This is a genomic window from Phytohabitans sp. LJ34, from assembly GCF_052068095.1.
Classification (GTDB): domain Bacteria; phylum Actinomycetota; class Actinomycetes; order Mycobacteriales; family Micromonosporaceae; genus Phytohabitans.
Genome location: NZ_JBQHDG010000003.1, coordinates 397780 through 413406, shown reverse-complemented (window position 1 = coordinate 413406; position 15627 = coordinate 397780). Strand labels below are relative to the sequence as shown.

14 protein-coding genes are annotated in these 15627 nt (G+C 71.4%); 5 read left to right on the top strand and 9 right to left on the bottom strand.

From position 1 onward, the window contains the following. Positions 1–90: 90 nt before the first annotated feature. Entirely contained in the window at positions 91–807 is a 717-nt protein-coding gene (locus ACTMTJ_RS07300) for a cellulose binding domain-containing protein (protein ID WP_441215333.1), read from the top strand. A 676-nt stretch (positions 808–1483) separates the two neighbouring features. On the opposite strand, the gene ACTMTJ_RS07295 is transcribed toward ACTMTJ_RS07300, so the two are convergent. The 9 genes from ACTMTJ_RS07295 to ACTMTJ_RS07255 all read right to left on the bottom strand — a co-directional run bounded on the left by ACTMTJ_RS07295 (position 1484) and on the right by ACTMTJ_RS07255 (position 12471). After that, positions 1484–3373: a serine/threonine protein kinase gene (locus ACTMTJ_RS07295; RefSeq protein WP_441215332.1), complete on the bottom strand. Its 1890-nt coding sequence runs from the start codon at positions 3371–3373 to the stop codon at positions 1484–1486. A 109-nt stretch (positions 3374–3482) separates the two neighbouring features. Next, entirely contained in the window at positions 3483–5609 is a 2127-nt protein-coding gene (locus ACTMTJ_RS07290; RefSeq protein WP_441215424.1) for a putative bifunctional diguanylate cyclase/phosphodiesterase, read from the bottom strand. Positions 5610–5645: 36 nt separating this feature from the next. Further along, positions 5646–6452, bottom strand: coding sequence for an SAM-dependent methyltransferase (locus tag ACTMTJ_RS07285; RefSeq protein WP_441215331.1), 807 nt, complete (start codon positions 6450–6452; stop codon positions 5646–5648). Between the two features lie 42 nt (positions 6453–6494). Then, a complete protein-coding gene (gene pcaF / locus ACTMTJ_RS07280) occupies positions 6495–7688 on the bottom strand; it encodes a 3-oxoadipyl-CoA thiolase (RefSeq protein WP_441215330.1) in 1194 nt (397 codons plus the stop codon). 75 nt (positions 7689–7763) lie between these two features. Then, positions 7764–9191, bottom strand: a complete 1428-nt coding sequence (locus tag ACTMTJ_RS07275; protein WP_441215329.1) for a benzaldehyde dehydrogenase — start codon at positions 9189–9191, stop codon at positions 7764–7766. Continuing rightward, positions 9148–9978, bottom strand: a complete 831-nt coding sequence (locus tag ACTMTJ_RS07270) for an ABC transporter ATP-binding protein (protein WP_441215328.1) — start codon at positions 9976–9978, stop codon at positions 9148–9150. Before ACTMTJ_RS07270 ends, ACTMTJ_RS07275 begins: the two co-directional genes overlap by 44 nt. An 11-nt stretch (positions 9979–9989) precedes the next feature. After that, on the bottom strand, positions 9990–10769 hold the full coding sequence (locus ACTMTJ_RS07265) for an ABC transporter permease (RefSeq protein WP_441215327.1): 780 nt from the start codon (positions 10767–10769) through the stop codon (positions 9990–9992). Further along, entirely contained in the window at positions 10766–11536 is a 771-nt protein-coding gene (locus ACTMTJ_RS07260; protein ID WP_441215326.1) for an ABC transporter permease, read from the bottom strand. Before ACTMTJ_RS07260 ends, ACTMTJ_RS07265 begins: the two co-directional genes overlap by 4 nt. Next, entirely contained in the window at positions 11533–12471 is a 939-nt protein-coding gene (locus ACTMTJ_RS07255) for an ABC transporter substrate-binding protein (RefSeq protein ID WP_441215325.1), read from the bottom strand. Before ACTMTJ_RS07255 ends, ACTMTJ_RS07260 begins: the two co-directional genes overlap by 4 nt. A gap of 200 nt (positions 12472–12671) precedes the next feature. Here ACTMTJ_RS07255 and ACTMTJ_RS07250 point away from each other — a divergent pair, with 200 nt between their 5' ends. The 4 genes from ACTMTJ_RS07250 to pcaG are packed head-to-tail and all read left to right on the top strand — an operon-like array spanning position 12672 to position 15501. After that, positions 12672–13490, top strand: coding sequence for a CoA transferase subunit A (locus ACTMTJ_RS07250; RefSeq protein ID WP_441215324.1), 819 nt, complete (start codon positions 12672–12674; stop codon positions 13488–13490). After that, positions 13487–14236: a CoA-transferase subunit beta gene (locus ACTMTJ_RS07245; RefSeq protein WP_441215323.1), complete on the top strand. Its 750-nt coding sequence runs from the start codon at positions 13487–13489 to the stop codon at positions 14234–14236. The genes ACTMTJ_RS07250 and ACTMTJ_RS07245 overlap by 4 nt, the downstream gene beginning before the upstream one ends. A gap of 3 nt (positions 14237–14239) precedes the next feature. Next, positions 14240–14959: a protocatechuate 3,4-dioxygenase subunit beta gene (gene pcaH / locus ACTMTJ_RS07240; protein ID WP_441215322.1), complete on the top strand. Its 720-nt coding sequence runs from the start codon at positions 14240–14242 to the stop codon at positions 14957–14959. After that, entirely contained in the window at positions 14956–15501 is a 546-nt protein-coding gene (gene pcaG / locus ACTMTJ_RS07235; protein WP_441215321.1) for a protocatechuate 3,4-dioxygenase subunit alpha, read from the top strand. The genes pcaH and pcaG overlap by 4 nt, the downstream gene beginning before the upstream one ends. The last annotated feature ends 126 nt before the right edge of the window (positions 15502–15627 follow it).

The following is a 15627-nucleotide window of genomic DNA, read 5'->3' as shown; positions in this document are numbered from 1 at the left end:
ATCTCTTGGCCGAACTTCCCGTAAGGCGCCTTTCCGCTTCCTCCCTACACACCTGGTGAGAGGCAACCACACGGACATACATTCATTTACATGTATCTAGAGCTTGGGTGCCGTGCTTTGATCGCGGCGCTCGCCGGGGCACTTGCCGTGGTCGCGCCCGCCACCGCGGCACACGCGGCGGCCGGTTGTGAGGTCACCTACACCATGCAACCCTGGCCTACCCCCGGCTTCCTCGCCTCCGTCCAACTCCGGAACACCGGCGACCAGCCGTGGAACGGGTACACCGTCGACTTCCGGTTCACCGGCAACCAAACCGTCACGGGCCTGTGGCACCAGACCTGGAGCCAGGCCGGCCAGTCGGTCACCGCTCGCAGCGCGACCTGGGAATCTCCCGTGCAGCCCGGACAGGCCGCGTACCTCGGCTTCACCGCGTCGTACTACGGCACCAACAATCCGCCAATCGACTGGCGGGTCAACGGCGTGCCATGCAGCACGCCGGACGCGCCCGCCGTCGTCGCCGACCGCAACTACGTCGATGTCCTGGAGGGCACCGGCCAAGGGTTCAGCGTGCGGCTGAGCCATCCGCCCTCGGGCTGGGCGATGCTGCACATGTCGTCCTCGGGCACGGGCGTCTGGGCCACGCCGCCGTCCATCGTCTACTTCTCACCGGCGGACTGGAACTACCGCCTCATCACCGTGATGAGCGCGCAGGACGCCGACACGGTCGACGACCGAGTGGTGTTCACGCTCTCGGTGGACGGGTACGCCCCCACCACCGTCACCTTCCAACAGATCGACGACGACTAGAGACCTTCCGGTGTCAGCGTGGTGCCTGCCTTTCTTGAGCCCAATTTCGAGAATGTGAGCTACCGCGATGCCCGTCGTGGTCCAGACCGCTGCTCCCGCGGCCTCACCCGTCCGCCGCAGGTCGCGCTCACCCCGTCGGGCCGCCGCGACGGTCGCTGTTCGTCCACAATGTCTGCTCCCGGGTCGGCGCTCCGGGAAGGCTGCGGATTTTCGTCGCCGCCGGTAACCGCCGCGGGGGTGTGAGCGGCGCGAGATCCCAGATCTCGGAGAGTTAAGGCGCTATTTCAACCCCAACTCTCCTAGATCTCGAAGTCCCGACCCATGAGCTGGTAACGCCGCGTCAGGACGGCGGAGATAGGCCCCGCGAAGCCCCCTTCGGGGCTTGTCCCGCGGACCTGGCAGTGGACGGCCGGGGATCTCGGCTCGCCCCGCGAGCCGCCGGCCGGGAACGGTGCCCGCGGGAGCATACGGTCTCCAGCTGACGCGGACGGGGGAAATCTGCCGGAGCGCCGCCACGCGCGTAACCCCAACTCCGAAAGGTCTATATAGGCGGCGGTCGACGGTTCAACGGCCCCGTGGGTAGGTGGCCACTATAGGGAAGCAGAGCAAAGGGAACCGCGCGCACAGCCATCTCCCCGGTCGGCATGGCCTGCCACGGCGCCGGGTGGGCGTCGCCTCAGCCCTGGAACGCGCGGACCTCGACGTCGTTGAAGGCGACCGTGAACGGTGGCTGGTGGTTTGGGGTTTCGGGGTAGATGCCGAGCACCACCCGTCCCTCGGCGAACGTCTCGTCCGTCACGGTGCCGACCTGCTGGCCGTCGCGTTCCAGGGTGATGGTCGTGCCCTGCATCGAGACGCCCACGCGGGTCGGGGTGTCCAGCGCGATCGGCGTCGTGAACCCCATCGAGCGCAGCACCCGCACGGTCGTGCCGTCGTCGACGCCGTGCGTGCCGACGTAGAAGCCCTCCGGGCAGACGCGCACGATGTAGCCGGCCGCCTTCACGAAGCGGAACCACATCGCGGCGCAGGCGCCTTCGCTGCGGAGCCGCACGTCGACCGTCATCGAGAAGTCGGTGAGCTGGTCCATCGGGCCGGGGCAGCGGTAGGGGCCCTGCTTGCCGCGGGTGATCACCAGCGCGTCCTCGAAGGTGCAGGTGGTGAGCTGGGTCTTGTCGTCGCGCAGCTGCCACAGCCGGGGCGAGGTCAGCGGGTCCTGTGCGACCAGCTCGCTGGGCCGTGGGGAGCCGGTGGTCGGTGCCGCCGTCGGCGGCGCGGTGGTCGAGGGCGACGGGGCCGCACCGGACGAGCCGCCGCCGTCGAAAGGCAGCTTGCCGGTGGCGATGCCGGCCACGGTCAGCGAGGTGACGAGCACCGCGATGGCCATGGCCACGTTCGCGAAACGGCCCCATTTGCTGCCGCCCCGACCCGCCGGCGCGTGCGGTGGGGCCGGGACCGGGGCGGTCGGTGGGACCGGAGCGGCCGGGACCGCGACGGCCGGCGTCACAGCCGCCGGCAAAGCGGGCGAAACGGGCGCGACAAGGGCGGTTGGCTGGTTGGAGGGGGTCACCTCGGTCGGGCCGGCGGCGAGCGTGCCCAGGTCCGGTGGCACGGCGGCCGCGGTCAGTGCCCCCTCCGGCCGCTGGTGGGTGGCCGCCTGGGCCTCCTCGGCCGCGACGAGCAGGCCGGGCTGCTGTGCCAGCGCGGCGGCCATCGCGGGCGGCCGGTCCGGGCCGGCGACGAGCAGCATGTCGAGCAGTTCACGCGAGGTGGGGCGGAGGGACGGCTCTTTGGCGAGCGTCCGCTCGACGAGGTCGCGCAGCGGCGGCACGAGGCCGGTCAGGTCGGGCGGCTGGGTCAGGATGCGGGCGGCGACCACCGGCGGCGAGTCGGCCGCGAAAGGTGTGTGGCCGGTGCCCGCGTAGGCCAGGACGGCGCCCCAGGCGAAGACGTCCGCCGCGGGCGTGATGACCGAGCCGGCGTCAGACCCGAAGCGCTCCGGCGCCATGTACGCCACGGTGCCCAGCCACTGGTTCGTCGCGGTGTGGTGGCTCGTCGCCTCGACCGCCCGCGCGATGCCGAAGTCGATGACCTTCGGGCTGCCCGGTGCCAGCAAGACGTTGCTGGGCTTGAGATCCCGGTGGATGACGCCGGCGCCATGGATGGCCGTGAGCGCGGTCGCCATGCCGATCGCCAGCGCGTGCAGATTGGCCGGGCTGAGCGGTCCCCGCTCCGCGACCACGGCGGAGAGGCTGGGCCCGTCGACGTACTCGACCACGAGGTACGGGCGCTCGTGGTCCGGGTCGGCGTCGAGCACCTCCGCCGTGCAGAAGGGCGGCACCTGCCGCGCCCTGTTGACCTCACTGCGGAAGCGGCGGCGGAACTCCTCGTCGACCTCCAGGTCGGCGCGGATCATCTTGATCGCCACCTGGCGCCCGTCGGACGCGCGGGCGAGGTAGACCACGCCCATGCCGCCCTCGCCGAGCCGCCCCACCAGCTCGTACCGCCCCAGCTTTCGCGGGTCGCTCTGGCGCAACGGCGCAGCACGCGACCCCTGATCCCCGCTCATTTCCCCGATCCCCCCAGTCACGGCCCCGCCTCCACGAGACCGACAAACCACGCGACATGATTCCACCCGACCGGCGATCACGACAGTCCCCCGACGCAGATCTGCCTGTTCAGCGGGTTGACCGCAACCTGGCCGTGATGTCTCCGGCCGATGTGGCGCCGCCGAAGAGCAGGCCCTGGCCGGTGTCGCAGTCCAGCGCCCGCAGCAGGTCGGCCTGCTGGGCGGTCTCCACCGCCTCCGCCGTCACGGTCAGGCCCAGCGCGTGCGCCAGCCGCACCAGCGCGTCGACGATCCGCTCGTCGGCCATGCTCGCCGAGTCGACGAGGTCGCCCGAGCGCAGCCCTTCGATGAACGGCCCGGCCAGCTTGAGCGAGTGGATCGGCAGCCGGCGCAGGTAGGCCAGGTTGGAGTAGCCCGTGCCGAAGTCGTCGATCGCGATCCGCACGCCGGTCGCGGCCAGCCCGCGCAGCGACCGCACCGGCTCACCGGCGGTGGGCATCACCGCGCTCTCGGTGAGCTCCAGCTGGAGCTGGGCGGCCGGGAACCCGGTGCGGTCCAGCACCTCGGCCACCTCCTCGACGATGCCGGGCGCGTTGGCCTGGCGCACGGCGAGGTTGACGCTCACCACCAGCCGCGCCTCGGGAAACTCGCGGTGCCACCGCGCGCCCTGCGCGCACGCCTGCTCCAGCACCCACCGTCCAAGTCGGACGATCATGCCGGTCTCCTCGGCCAGACCGATGAACCGGTCCGGCGGCACCATCCCCAGCTCCGGGTGGCGCCACCGCACGAGCGCCTCGACCGCGCGCAGCCGCCCGCTCTCCAGGCCCACGATCGGCTGGTATTCCAAAGTGAACTCACCCCGGTCGAGCGCGCCGGGCAGTGCGGCGGCGAGTGCGGCGCGGGCCAGCTGGTGTGCGCCGCGCACCGGGTCGAACAGCGACCAGCGGCCGCGCCCGTCGGCCTTCGCCCAGTAGAGCGTGGTGTCGGCCGCCTTCATCACCTCGGTGGGGCTGGTGCCGTGTACCTCGCGCTCGACGATGCCGATGCTGGCCGTCACTGAGAGCGGCTGGTGCGAGTCGATCTTCACGGGCTCGGCCACCGCCGCCAGCGCCGCCTCGGCCACCTCGATGGCCGCGTCGGTGCCGCCCGAGTCCTCGACCAGGATCACGAACTCGTCGCCGCCCATCCGCGCCACGAGGTGCCCGCGCGCGGACACCGAGGCGGCCAGCCGTCGCGCCACGACCACCAGCAGCTCGTCGCCCACGTAGTGGCCGAGGCTGTCGTTGACCGCCTTGAAGCCGTCGAGGTCGAGGAAGCAGACGCCGACCCGGCGCGCCGCTCCGTCGAAGACCGCGGCCAGGCGTTCGAAGAAGAGCGTGCGGTTGGGCAGCCCGGTGAGCGGGTCGTGCAGCGCCTGGAAGCGGAGGCGCTCCTGGAGCTCGTACCGGTCGGTGATGTCCTCGACCATCGCCACGGTGAAGCGCGGCTGCCCGTCCTCGTCGCGGATGAGCGACACGGCGAGGTCGGTCCAGAGGATCGTGCGGTCCTTGCGGTAGTAGCGCTTTTCCACCCGGACGCCGTCGCGCTTGCCCTCGATCATCTCCTTGTACATGTCCCACATGCCCGGCCCGTCGTCCGGGTAGAACAGCTCCGCGACGTTGATCTCGCGCATCTCTTCGACGGTGTAGCCGAGCATGTCGGCGAACGCCTGGTTGACGTCGATGATCCGCCCGTCCATGTCGGCGATGCCGATGCCGATGGCCGCGCCCGCGAAGACCGCCCGGAAGCGCGCCTCGCTGGCCCGCAGGTCCTGCTCGATCTGGTTGCGCGCCGACCAGACCGCGCGGCCGATGCGTTCCTGCTGGGTGAACGTCCGGTCGCGCAGCCCGCGCGCGTATCCGGCCGCCAAAGCGGCCTGGAGGGCCACCGCCCGGTCGGCGAACCTCTCGGTGTGCTCGGGCACGACGAGCCGCAGGAACCACCGCCCGAACGTGAGCAGCGTCTGATCGAGGAACTCCGGCGCGGTGAAGTGCACGTCGACGAGCGCGCGGCCGACGGTGTGCGCGGGCGCGGTGCTGAACGGCTCGGTCACGAGCGCCTCGGCCAGCAGCGTCGTGTGGTTGTGCAGCATGCGCTCGGTCTCGTCCGGGCTCATCGGCACATAGCCGAGCGCCGCCCCGGCACGCGCCCACAGGTGCGCGTACCGCTCGACTCCCTCCCTGCTGACCCGGTCGATCGTCGCCCTCCCGCAGCCTTGGCGGCGCCCCTCGACCTAGCCGGCCCGGCCGACGCCCCCGAAGGCGCCGAACCGCTCCGGATGCTCGTCTACATCTCCCGGCGACTCCGGCCGCCACAGCGGCAGGTGCACGAGCCCGGGGTCGACGAGCGCGAAGTCACCGAAGTAGGACGAGATCTCCGCGTGCGAGCGCAGCGTGATCTCGGTGGCGGTGCGTTTGGAGAGCTTTTGCGCGTCGAGCATCTCCTGCGGCTGGTCCTCGTAGGTCGAGTGGGAGATGACCAGGAAGCTGCCCGGCCCGACGGCGGCGCGCAGGCTCGCGATCACCTCGGCCGGACGGTCGGCGTCGGGCAGGAAGTGCACGACACCCGCGAGCAGCACCGCGATCGGGCGGTCGAAGTCGAGCAGGGCTTGCTTTCGGGTATCGGCGAGGATCCGCTCCGGGTCGCGCAGGTCCCCTTCGAGCACCACGGTCTGCTCGTCACCCTCCAAAATGGAGCGACTGTGCATGACCGCCACGGGGTCGACGTCGACGTACACGACGCGCGACGCCGGGTTGGCCGCCCGGGCCACCTCGTGCACGTTGCCCACGGTGGGGATGCCCGAGCCGATGTCGAGGTACTGGTCGACGCCTTCGGCCGCGATGTATCGCACCGCCCGCCGCAGAAACGCCCGGCCGGCCCGCATCGTGTCGGCGAGGTTGGGCGTGAGGCTGGCGATCTGCTCGGCGAGCTGGCGATCGACCTCGAAGTTGTGCGCCCCACCGAGGAAGTAGTCGTACACTCGGGCCGCGCTGGGGCGGCTCATGTCGATGTCCGACGAAAGATCGCGCGGTTGCTCCATGATCCGCCTTTGGGGTGAGACAAGTTCGCGATCACACTACCGCTAGGGCGCCTCCAGCAGCAGAGAGATCCCCTGGCCAACGCCGATGCACATGGTGCACAACGCCCGGCGCGCCCCACGTTGTCCCAGCTCGACCGCCGCCGTCAGAGCGAGCCGCGCACCGCTCGCGCCCAGTGGGTGACCGAGAGCGATCGCGCCGCCGTTGGGGTTGACGTGCTCGGCGTCCGCGGGCAGCCCGAGCTCGCGGAGCACGGCCACCGCCTGCGCGGCGAACGCCTCGTTGAGCTCGACCACATCGACGTCCGCCAGCCCCAGGCCGAGCCGGTCGAGCAGCTTGCGGGTGGCCGGCACCGGGCCAATCCCCATGATCCGCGGCGGCACGCCGGCCGCCGCGGCGCCGGTCACCCGGGCGAGCGGGGTCAGCCGGTACTTGTCGACCGCTTCCTCGCTCGCCAGCAGCAGTGCCGCCGCGCCGTCGTTGACCGGCGAGGCGTTGCCCGCCGTGACCGTGCCACCGGCCCGGAACGGCGTGGGCAGCGCGGCCAGCTTTTCCAGCGACGTCTCCCGCGGCGGCTCGTCGACGTCGACGGTCTTGGTGGCGCCCCGACCGGCCGGCACGTCGATCGGCGCGATCTCCAGCGCCAGGCGGGCCCGCGCCTTGGCCGCCCGCTCCTGCGACCGCAGCGCGAACTCGTCCTGCGCCTCCCGGCCGACGTCGAACTCCGCGGCCACGTTTTCCGCCGTCTCGGGCATCGAGTCGATGCCCCAGCCGTCGCGCATCAGCTTGTTGACGAACCGCCAGCCGATCGTCGTGTCGAAGATCTCCGCGGTACGGGAGAACGCGCTCGCCGCCTTCGGCATCACGAACGGCGCCCGGCTCATGCTCTCCACGCCCCCGGCCACCACGAGGTGCGCCTCGCCGGCCCGGATCGCGCGCGCGGCCGTGGCCACCGCGTCGAGGCCGGACCCACAGAGGCGGTTGACCGTGGAGCCGGAGACGTGCTCGGGCAGCCCGCCGAGCAGCACGGCCATCCGCGCCACGTTGCGGTTGTCCTCGCCGGCCTGGTTGGCGCAGCCGAGCACCACGTCGTCGACGGCCGCCCAGTCGACGGACGGCAGCTTGCCGGTCAGCGCCCGAACGACATGCGCCGCCAGGTCATCCGGCCGCACACCCGACAGCGCCCCGCCATATTTTCCGAACGGTGTACGAACACCGTCGACGATGAACGCCTCCATGCCTACCCCGCTCCGCCGCTCGGCGCTCGTCCGCCGTCGTGGTCGAGACCCGTAGCCTCGCGGCTCCCGCTCATCTCAGAAAGGGTACTGGGGCACGTCACCACGGACGGTTACCCAGCGGGTCTCGGTGAACGCCTCGACGTTGGCCGCGGCGCCGCCGAAGCGGGCACCGGTCCCCGACGCGCCTACGCCGCCGAAGGGCACGTTCGCCTCGTCGTTCACCGTCTGGTCGTTGATGTGCACGATGCCGGTCGGGATGCGGTCGGCGAGCGCGAGACCCTTCGTCACGTCGCGGGTGATGATGCCGAGCGACAGGCCGTACTCGGTGCCGGCCGCGAGCGTGGCCGCCTCGTCCAGGCTGCCGAACCGGGCCACCGGCGCGACCGGGCCGAAGACCTCCTCGGCGTACGCGGGCATCTCGGGCGTGACGTCGGCCAGCACCGTGGGGCGGTAGAAGAGGCCGGTGAACGTGCCGCCGGCCGCGAGCCGCGCGCCCTTCTCGACGCTGCCGCTCACCAGTGCGTGGATCTTGTCGCGCTGGCCGGCGTCGATGACCGGGCCCAGTTCGAGGGCGTCGGCCTTCTTGGCGAGGCGCTCCACGTACTCCTCGTAGACGGACTCGTGCACCAGGTGGCGGCCGGTGGTCATGCAGATCTGGCCCTGGTGGTTGAACGAGCCGAACGCGCCGGCGGAGATCGCGCGGTCGAGGTCGGCGTCGTCGAGCACCACGAGCGCGGAGTTGCCGCCCAGCTCGAGGTGTACCCGGGTCAGGTTGGCGGCCGCGACCTGGCCGACCCGGCGGCCGGCGCGGGTGGAGCCGGTGAACGACACGACGCGTACCCGGGGGTCGGCGATGATCGCCTCGCCCAGCTCGGGGCCGCCGGGGAGCACGTGCAGCAAGCCGTCGGGGAGCCCGGCCTGCGCGAAGATGCCGGCCAGCAGCAGGCCGCCGCTGACGGCGGTGCGGGGGTCGGGCTTGAGCAGCACCGCGTTGCCGAGCGCGAGCGCGGGCGCCACCGAGCGGATCGACAGGATCAGCGGGAAGTTGAACGGCGAGATCACGCCGACCACGCCGGCCGGCACCCGCCGCGACATGCTGAGGCGGCCGTCGAGGCTGGGCAGCAGCTCGCCGTACGGGCGGGAAGGCAGCGCGGCCGCCTCGTAGCACTCCTGCGTGGCGACACCGATCTCGAAGTCGCCCTTGGGCGGGACCGCGCCGGTCTCGCGCACGATCCAGTCGCGCACCTCGTCGGCGTTCTGCTGCCACAGGTCGCCGGCCTTGCGCAGGACCGCCGCGCGCGCGGGATGCGGCAGCGCGGCCCACTCGGCCTGCGCGGCGGCCGCGGCGCGGGCGGCGGTGGCCACGTCGGCCGGGCCCGCGACGCCCACGCGGCCGAGCTCCGACCCGGTGGCCGGCTCGACGACCGCCCGGTCGCCACCCTCGCCGGAAACCCAGCCGCTACTGAAGAACTTGCTTTGCCATGTCGGTTGGTCGAGCAGCATCGTGACTCCCCACAGTGGACTCTCGTTTGGCGGCCTGGATCTGCGCGTACACGTGGGAGCGCAGCTCCGTGAAGCGGCTGTCTGACCGCGTGGTCAGCTGGTCGCGTCGATCCGGCAGGTCGACGTCGAGCACCTCGCGCACTACCGTGGGCGAGGAGGACAGGATGATCACCCGTTGCCCGAGGTAGACCGCCTCGTCGATGTCGTGCGTGACGAAGAGCATGGTGATGCCGAGCTTTCGCCACAGGTCCCGGATCAGATCCTCCAGGTCCGCGCGGGTCTGTGCGTCGACGGCCGCGAACGGCTCGTCCATGAGGAGCACATCCGGCTGGTACGCGACGGCGCGCGCGATGGCCACGCGCTGCTGCATGCCGCCGGAGAGCTGCCACGGGTAGGCGTGGTGGGCGTCGGCCAGGCCCACTGAGGCGAGCGCCCGGCCCACCACGTCTTGGCGCAGCCGGCGCGTCATGCCCTTGTTGCGCAACGGAAGCTCCACGTTGTCGCGCACGCTCATCCACGGGAAGAGGCTGCGGCCGTACTCCTGGAAGACCACGGCCAGACCCGGCGGTGGCGAGGTGACCCGCTTGTCCCGCAGCCGCACCTCGCCGGCGGTCGGGGCGAGCAGCCCCGCCATGCACTTGAGGAGGGTGGTCTTTCCGCAGCCGGACGGGCCGACGAGACACACGAGGTCGCCGGCGTCGAGGCCGAAGGTCAGGTCGCGTACCGCCTCGACCGGGCGCTGGCGGCCCTCGTAGACCTTCTTCAGGCCGCGGACATCGAGCAGCATCGTGTGTCCCTTCAGGACGGACCGCGCTGGGCCCGGCGCTGGCCGTGGTACCAGCGCAGGCTCCAGCTCTCCACGAGTCGAAACAGGACGGACAGGGCCAGGCCGAGCAGGCCCAGCAGGAGGATGCCGCTCCACATGTCGGGGATCGCGAAGCTGCGCTGGAACTGCACGATGGTGAAGCCGAGCCCGTTGCTGGCGGCGAACATCTCGCTGATGACCATCAGGATGATGCCGATCGACAGCGCCTGCCGCATGCCGGCCGCGATCTGCGGGCTGGCCGAGCGGAGCACGAGGTGGCCGATGCGGGACGGGCCGGTGATCCCGTACGACCTGCACGTGTCCGCCAGCACGCTGTCGACGGCCCGCACGCCCTCGACGGTGTTGAGCAGGATCGGCCACACGCAGCCGGCCGCGATGACCACGACCTTCATCGTGTCACCGATGCCGGCGAAAAGCATGATGACCGGGACCAGGACCGGCGGCGGGATGGCCCGGAAGAACTCCAGCACGGGCTCCAGCACCGCCCGCACCGGCCGGCTGCTGCCGACGAGCACGCCGAGGGACACACCGGCGAGCACCGCGATCGTGTAGCCGACGGCGAGGCGGATCAGGCTGGGCAGCACGTCGGCGCGGATCCGGTCCCAGGTCCACACCTCGGGGAAGGTACGCAGGATCTCGCTGAGCGGCGGCACGTAGAAGTTCTGGCTGTTCGCGGTGGCGAACCACCAGACGGCGAAGAGCACCACCGGCAGCGCCAGCCACAGTGCGACTTTCGTGAGGATGCGCTTCATACGAGCACTTCCCCGCGTACCGACTGGTGCCAGTGCAGCAGCAGCCGCTCGACGCCGCGGGCGGCGAGGTTGATGGCGACGCCGAGCAGGCCGGTGACGGCGATGAGCGCGTACATGTTGGGCACCGCGTTGGAGGACTGTGCGACCGCGATGCGGCTGCCCAGGCCCGGGGCGCCGATGACGAGCTCGGCGGTGATGGCCAGCACAAGGGCCACCGCGGCGGCCAGGCGGACGCCGGTCATCACGTACGGCAGGGCGGTGGGCCACAGCACGTACCGCACGCGGGCCAGCGTGCCGAGCCCGTAGCTGCGCGCGGTCTCGTCCGCGACCGGGTCGACGTCCTGCACGCCGTAGAGCACCTGGATCAGCACCTGCCAGAACGACGCGTACACGACGAGCATGAGCGTGGACCGGATCTCCGTGCCGTAGAGCAGGACGGCGAGCGGGATCAGCGCGACCGACGGGATCGGCCGCAGGAACTCGATCGTCGACGCGGTGAGCGCGCGCAGCACCGGCACGGCGCCGATCACGAAGCCCACCACGATGCCGGCGAGCACCGCGATGGCGAGCCCGATCGCCCAGGCCACGAGCGTGTCCCACAGCGCGCCCCAGAACGCGCCGTCGGCGAGCTCCGTGGCCAGCGCCACCGCGATCCGGTGGGTGGGTGGAAGGAAGTCCGACGACACCACCCCGGTGTACGGCAGCACCTCCACCACCAGAAGGAGGCCGGCGAGCCCGGACAGTCCGAGCGCGACTTTTCGGATCACGGCAACAGCTGGGTGAGGTCGGGCGTCTTGTCGCCGAAGACGCCGTCGTTTTTGCCCAGCGTCGCCAGCGTCTCGATGGAGGCCTTGTTGATCTCGGTCGGCCAGACCGGCAGCGTCATCGCGTCGCGGGTCTTCTGGTCGATCTGGGTATACGTGCCGAGCACCTGCCGCACCTCGTCGGCATGCGTGGACGCGTACGTCAGCGACTCGTTGATCGCCTCGGTGAACCGCTTGACCAGGTCCGGATTTTCCTGCGTCAGCTTGGTGGAGGTGAAGTAAGTCGCGACGGTGAGGTTGGGCGCGGCGTCCACGTAGTTCCACGCGACGACGCGACCGCCCTGCGATTTGACGACCGAGAGGGACGGCTCGACCACCCAGGCCGCGTCGACCTGGTCACTCGCCAGCGCGGCCGGCATCTGCGGGAAGCCGATCTCGACGAAGTTGATCGTGCTGGGGTCGCCGCCCGCCTTGCGCACGGACTCGCGGACGGTGGTGTCGCCGATGTTCTTCAGCGTGTTGACCGCGACCTTCTTGCCGGCGAGATCCTTGGCGGACTTGATCGGGCTGTCGCCCTTGACCGTCACGCCGCCGAAGTCGGCGCCCTCCTTGCCGGTCGAGGCGACCCCGTTGGCCACCACCTTGACCGGCACCCGGTTGCCCTGGGCGATCATCAGCGACGTCACGTTGCTGAAGCCGAACTGGAACTGGCCGCTGAGCACGCCGGGCACGATGGCGGCGCCGCCCTGGCCGCTCTCCATCGTGAGGTCGATGCCGCGGGCGGAGAAGAAGCCTTTTTCCTTGCCGAGATAGATCGGCGCCACGTCGACGATCGGGATGACACCAACCGTGACCTTGGCGGGGGTGCCTTCGTCGCTGGGCGTCGACGGGGAGTCGGACGACCCGCATGCCGTGGCGGCGAGAAGCGTCGTGGCCACGGAAAAGACTGCGAAGGACCGGCGCAAAGGGACCTCCGTAAGTGCGTGCGACATACGAACGTTGGTTCTCATCGTGAACGTACGGCGTGACCGCGCTCACGTCAACGTCGCTCTAGGCGCCCGATTGACAGTGCCAGAGCATCGCCGTTACGTTCGGATAGCGAACCTTGGTTCTACAAGCGCACGAGGTTGGGGTTTCAATGGGGGTCATCGCCTCGCTGCCCGAAGCGATCGCCGAGCTGGTGCGCGACGGGCAGACCGTGGCCCTCGAGGGGTTCACCCACCTGATCCCCGTAGCCGCCGGCCACGAGATCATCCGGCAGGGGCGCCGCGACCTCACGCTGGTCCGGATGACGCCCGACATCGTCTACGACCAGATGATCGGCGCCGGCTGCGCGCGCAAGCTCGTCTTCTCCTGGGCCGGCAACCCCGGCGTCGGCTCGCTGCACCGCTTCCGCGACGCCGTGCAGCGCGGCTGGCCGGCTCCCCTCGAGATCGAGGAGCACAGCCACGCTGGCATGGCCAATCGGTACGTGGCCGGCGCGTCCGGGCTGCCGTTCGCGGTGATGCGCGGCTACGTCGGCACCGACCTGCCCGCGCACACCGCGACCATCAAGCCGATCACCTGCCCGTTCACCGGTGAGGTGCTGACCGCCGTGCCGGCCCTCAACCCCGACGTCGGCATCGTCCACGCGCAGCGCGCCGACCGCGCGGGCAACGTGCAGATGTGGGGCATCACCGGGGTACACAAGGAGGTCGTGCTCGCCTCGCGCCAGTCGCTGGTGACCGTGGAGGAGGTCGTCGACGAGCTCGACCCCCGCCCCGGCGCCGTGATCCTGCCGGGCTGGGCGGTCACCTACGTGGCCGAGGTGCCCGGCGGCGCCCACCCGTCGTACGCCATGGGATACAGCGAGCGCGACAACGGCTACTACCAGGCCTGGGACGCGATCAGCCGAGACCGGGACGCGTTCACCGCGTGGCTCAAGGAGCACGTGCTCGATCGGGTGCCGGCGAAATGACCTGGTCGGCCGACGAGATGATGACGATCGCGGCGGCGCGGGCGCTGCGCGACGGCGACCGGTGCTTCGTGGGCATCGGCCGCCCCAGCACCGCCGCCAACCTCGCCCGCCGCACGCACGCGCCCAACCTCGTGCTGATCTACGAGTCCGGCACGATCGGCGCCAAGCCGGCCACGCTCCCGCTCTCCATCGGCGACGGCGTGCTGGCCGAGACCGCCGACGCCGTCGTCTCGGTGCCGGAGATCTTCAACTACTGGCTCCAGCCCGGTCGCGTCGACGTGGGCTTCCTGGGTGCCGCGCAGATCGACCGGTACGGCAACATCAACACGACGGTGATCGGCGACGACTACCGTGACCCGCGCGTGCGGCTGCCCGGCGCGGGCGGCGCCCCGGAGATCGCCGCGTCCTGCCGCGAGGTCATCGTGATCGTCAAGCACAGCCCGCGCACGTTCGTGGAGCGGGTCGACTTCGTCACCTCGGTCGGCTATGGCGGCGGCCCGCGCGACCGGGCAAAGCTCGGCCTCACCGGCCGCGGCCCGGTGCTCGTCATCACCGACCTGGGCGTGCTGGAGCCCGACCCGGAGACCGCCGAGCTCACGCTGACCCAGGTGCACCCGGGCGTCGAGCCGGCGCGCGCGGTCGAGGCGACCGGGTGGCCGCTCGCCGTCGCGCCGTCGCCGCGCGTCACGCCCGACCCCAGTTCCGCTGAGCTGTCCGCGCTACGCCAGCTGGAAAGGCAGGATTGACTGATGACAGCGGCCAATCGGCTGACCGTTCCCGGATACCGGCGGGACGAGGCGGGCACGCATCCGCCGCTGCTCTCGCCCGCCTACAAGTCGACCGTGCTGCGTGCGCCGGGCCAGGCCCCGCTGCTGCTCCCGCATACGCTGACCGAGGTGACCGGGCCGCTGCTCGGAGAGGGCCGGGTCACCGCGGACGACGCCGACCTCACCCACCACGCGGGCGGGGAGGCGCAGGGGCAGCGGATCGTCGTGCACGGGCAGGTCCGCGACAGTGACGGGCGCCCGGTGCCGCACACGCTCGTCGAGGTGTGGCAGGCCAACGCCGGCGGGCGCTACCTGCACCGGTGGGACCAGCACGACAGCCCGCTCGACCCGCACTTCACCGGTGTGGGGCGGGCGCTCACCGACTCGCTGGGGCGCTACAGGTTCGTCACGATCAAGCCGGGCGCGTACCCCTGGCGCAACCACCACAACGCCTGGCGGCCGGCGCACATCCACTTCTCGCTGTTCGGCCGGGCGTTCACCCAGCGGCTCGTCACGCAGATGTACTTCCCGGACGACCCGCTCTTCCCGCACGACCCGATCTACAACTCGGTGCCCGAGGCGGCCCGGCACCGCATGGTGTCCCGCTTCGACCTGTCCGCGACGGTCGAGGAGTGGGCGCTGGGCTTCGAGTTCGACATCGTCCTTCGTGGACGCGAGGCGACGCCGATGGAGGAGACGTGACCACGCCTTCGCAGACGGTCGGGCCGTACCTGTCGATCGGCCTGCCCTGGCCCGACGGGCCGGACGTGGTCGCCGAGGGCGTGCCGGGCGCGTTCCGCCTGCACGGCGTGGTGACCGACGGCGCCGGCGACCCGGTGCCCGACGCGCTCGTCGAGACCTGGCAGGCGGATCCGGCCGGCCACTTCGACCACCCGGACGACCCGCGCGGCGCGGTCTCCGGCTTCCGCGGCTTCGGCCGCTGCCCGACCGACGACAGTGGACGGTGGGCGATTCGCACGCTCAAGCCAGGCCCGGTGCCGGGGCCCGACGGGATGCCGCAGGCGCCGCACATCGACGTGTCGGTCTTCGCGCGCGGCCTGCTGCACCGGGTCGTCACCCGCGTCTACTTCGCCGACGAGGAGACGGCGAACGCGACCGACGCGATCCTGGCGAGCGTGCCGCTGCCCCGGCGCGCGACGCTGCTCGCGGTGCCCGACGAGGAGGGCTACAGGTTCGACATCCGCTTGCAGGGCGACGATGAGACCGTCTTCTTCGCCATCTGACGGTGGGCCGGCCGGCAGCCGCCGCGGCGCCGCTGGCGCGGGCGCCGCAGGGCCGGGCACCGCAGGGCCGGACACGGCAGGGGCGGGCACCGCAGGGCCGGGCACCGCAGGGCCGGGCACCGCAGG